Source organism: Candidatus Roseilinea sp. NK_OTU-006 (assembly GCF_012931985.1).
Classification (GTDB): Bacteria; Chloroflexota; Anaerolineae; order J036; family Brachytrichaceae; genus JAAFGM01.
The window spans coordinates 1-3235 of the sequence record NZ_JAAFGM010000075.1 but is presented as its reverse complement, the minus strand read 5'-3'; the positions used below and the strand labels follow the sequence as shown (position 1 = coordinate 3235).

General features: G+C 61.3%; 3 protein-coding genes. 2 read left to right on the top strand and 1 reads right to left on the bottom strand.

Annotated features, from left to right (window positions below):
* A partial coding sequence (locus tag GXH28_RS15395; RefSeq protein ID WP_169239900.1) for an LAGLIDADG family homing endonuclease occupies positions 1-1418 on the bottom strand: 1418 nt, incomplete at its 3' end.
* 224 nt (positions 1419-1642) lie between these two features.
* On the opposite strand from GXH28_RS15395, the gene GXH28_RS15390 reads away from it, so the two are divergent.
* Together GXH28_RS15390 and GXH28_RS15385 are read left to right on the top strand one after the other, a co-directional pair.
* Positions 1643-2224 carry an NYN domain-containing protein gene (locus GXH28_RS15390; RefSeq protein WP_169239899.1) on the top strand — a complete coding sequence of 194 codons (582 nt, stop codon included), beginning with the start codon at positions 1643-1645 and terminating at the stop codon, positions 2222-2224.
* 183 nt (positions 2225-2407) lie between these two features.
* The coding region (locus GXH28_RS15385; RefSeq protein ID WP_169239898.1) for a hypothetical protein at positions 2408-3235 on the top strand (828 nt) is incomplete at its 3' end.

Here is a 3235-nt window from a genome sequence, read left to right as displayed (position 1 = left end):
GGTCGCTTGAGTGATGCACCCTGCGCCTGTTTACGCTCGAGCCGGAATCCGATCCGCTCGAAGAAAAGCTCTGCGTCACGCCCGCCAATGAAGAGTTGTTGATAAGTTTGCCCCTTGACCACTTTCTCGGTACGGAGCGCGATGATGCCGAAATTAGCCAGCACGATTTGCACCTCACGCGCGAGCCGAGCAGATTTAGTGACGAAATCCACATACCCCTGATTCGGCCAAGCATGTGCACCCGCGTCGAATAATCCTTGTAAGAAACCACGCACGACTGCCGCCGGACTGGCCAAAACGGCGTGCGGAATCGTCTTCTCGCCCGCGAGCACAGGGCGCATGCCCAGTGCAAGCATCAGCCGACCAAAATTCTGGCTGAATCGGATGCGCGGTGGGCGGTTCGGATACATGCGGACACGAGGTTGCCAACCGAATTGTTCCTGACAAATCCTGCACACTTCAGATTGAATCTGCGGCTCGCTGGTTGTAATGTCGCATGCCGGCATCGCTGAACCCTTTTCGAAATGGCCATCACCTACCAACAATCCCATGAGATAGGCGAGATCGGGATTCAACGAGGCGGGCGTCTGCCACACCGGCGCAGGCACATCTATGGTCGGCCTGATCTTACTCAGGGAGTTTTGAAACCGCCGGCCGTCCACGAGCGGCAGCCCGAGGCGCTTTGCTGCGGCTACAACCGACGGATTGACATGGTTGCGTCCCGCGTAAGCGTACTCCAGTTCCGCCCCGCTTGGAGCACGACCGTAATTCTGAGTAAGCGAATCGTATAACGCTGCGACGCGGCGTTCCGTGCGCACACTCCGCGCAGCAGGACGAAGCTCATCCGGTTGAAAATCTATCTGAACGGGCTGCCCCCACAATTGGGTGTCACGCGCGATAGCAACGAAATCGTTCGCCGTCAACTCACCCAACGGCTTCCAGCGCGGCCCAAATTCAGTGGCTACTAGGATGGGATGATTCGAGGTACCTTCGATTTCGAAGCCGGAGCGTGTGCGCAGGCGAATCGTTGCAGTGCGACCGTTTCGAAATACATGGGAAGTCAGCGCATCGCCGTCCACCCCTCTGACGCGTACAGACAGAGGCGCAGCATGCTGGGGGAGTAAGTCATCGGGTGCGAAGCTCTGCAACGGCTTGATCCCCTCACCGGTCAAGACCAAGCTATCTCCTCTGATGCACTTCCCCAAACCCGGAGGTCCATAGATCAGGATGTGATCCAACGCATCGCCGCGTGCTTTCGCAGCCTGGATCATCACGCGCAGGTTTTCGCGCACCTTGTCCTGGCCGATCAACTCGTCGAGCGTTTGCGGCCGCAGGGCGCGGTCGAGCGCGCCGTCATCGTTGGGCAGGCTCGCGCCGGATATTACACGCGGCGTTTCGGATGGGCGGTCGTTGGCCATCGTCGCGATTATAGGACATGCGTTCTATAGTGCATTCGCCAACGGGGGCAGATGTAGCAGACCTGCCCCGACGTAAACGCCTGGGCCGAAAGCGGGCGGGATGCGCGCGGCTCGCCCGTATGCTCAGCGCTGGGATTGATCCCGGCGCGACTAAGGCGAACATCGCTCGATCACGTTGGGCGCTCATCACTTACGCCTCAGACATGCTTTTTATAATCCGCGTAATGCCCTTGTTGATTGACGGTCACAACCTGATCGGCCACAGCCCTGACCTCTCGTTGAGCGACCCGAACGACGAAGCCAAGCTGATCGCCCGGCTGAAAGCCTACATTGCGCGCACCGGCAGGGAGATCACCGTCGTCTTCGACCCCGGCCCAGACAGTGACCCCGTTAGCTTCGACTACGGCCGATTTCGCGAGGGCCGGCTGGAAGTGATTTACGCCCAGGCGTGGCGCAAGGCCGACGACGTCATCCGCGATATCGTCGGAGAGGTCAAAGATCGGCGCGGGCTGATCGTGGTCACTTCGGACGGCGCGCTGGCCAACTTCACAAGGCAGTGCGGCGTGCGCGTGCGCTCATCAGCCGAATTCGAGCGCGAGTTGAGGCGGACGCTGAATGCCATGCCCGATGACGAAAAGCCGGTCGCCGGCGCAGCGGAGGTCAGTGCCTGGGCAGAGATCTTCAAAGAGCCTGCGCCGCCAAAGCCTCAGTCCTCAGCGCCACAACTCACACCTCAGGAGCGCAAACGCCTGCGCCGCATGGCACAACTGAAGAAGCAAGTGCGCGGCGGTGGCAAACTCCGGTAGTCTTGCCGAACCCGGCGGTGGAAAGCAAATCCGCCGAAATGGAAAGCCCTGCTGAGGCGTGAAGCGCACAATGATGCGCGGCAAATTTCTGAGCGCCGCGACATCTCACTTCGCCCGTTCCCTCATCGCACGGTCGTCCTTCCACACGCGTGTGCGATGCCGCGGCATAGGAGCAAGGCAAGTATGAGCATCAGCAAACGCTTCCTTCGAGCCGCCTGCGCCGGTGCATTGGCAGCGGCGACCGCGATCACGCAATCCGCGCCGGCCAACGCCGGTGCGCGCGGCCAGATCGTTCCACCAGGCAACATCGCCTACGTCATCCGGCGCGACACGCCAGAGATCCTTAGCTACCGCAACTTTCTCGTCAGCAAAGGCTATGCCGTCACGATTGTGCCGCTAGGCCTGGTGCTGAGCACGGACTTCGGTGCATTCGATTTGACGATCATCGCCGACGACACCGGCAGCCTGAACACCTGGGGCATCCCACCGAGTACCGCGGCGCAAGTCGCCAAGATCCTCGTCGCGCGCAAGCCCATCCTCGGCATTGGCGAGGGCGGTTACGCTTTCTTCGGCCAGGTGCCCGCCTTCATCGGCTGGCCGCAAGGCTGGCATGGGCCGCAGGCGCTGGTGAATCGCGCGGCAGGCGCACCTCCCTCGATCTTCGCGGGGTTGCCGCCCGATCCGATCAGGGTTTACAACAATCCCAGCAATGAAGTCGGCATCTTCCTCGGCGCCGGCGTGCCGGCCGATGCACAACCGATCGGCCTCGAGCCACCCGCACCCGATCACGCCAGCTTGATTCGAGAGGGCTGCCACTTCTTGTGGGGCTTCTCGGATGGGCCGGATAAGATGACCGCCAAAGGACAAACGCTGTTCGAGAACTACGTGCAATACGCGCGCTTCTTCCAATGCGCGCCGAACCCCACACCACCGCCGCAGGACTGCTACCGGCTGGTCAAGAGCGCCACGCCAGTGAGCGGAACGACGGTAACGCCCGGCGCCGTCATCGAG

Coding starts and splice junctions, on each gene's coding strand:
- GXH28_RS15390 (WP_169239899.1), top strand. CDS start 1,643: ATGCCCTTGTTGATTGACGGTCACAACCTGATCGGCCACAGCCCTGAC.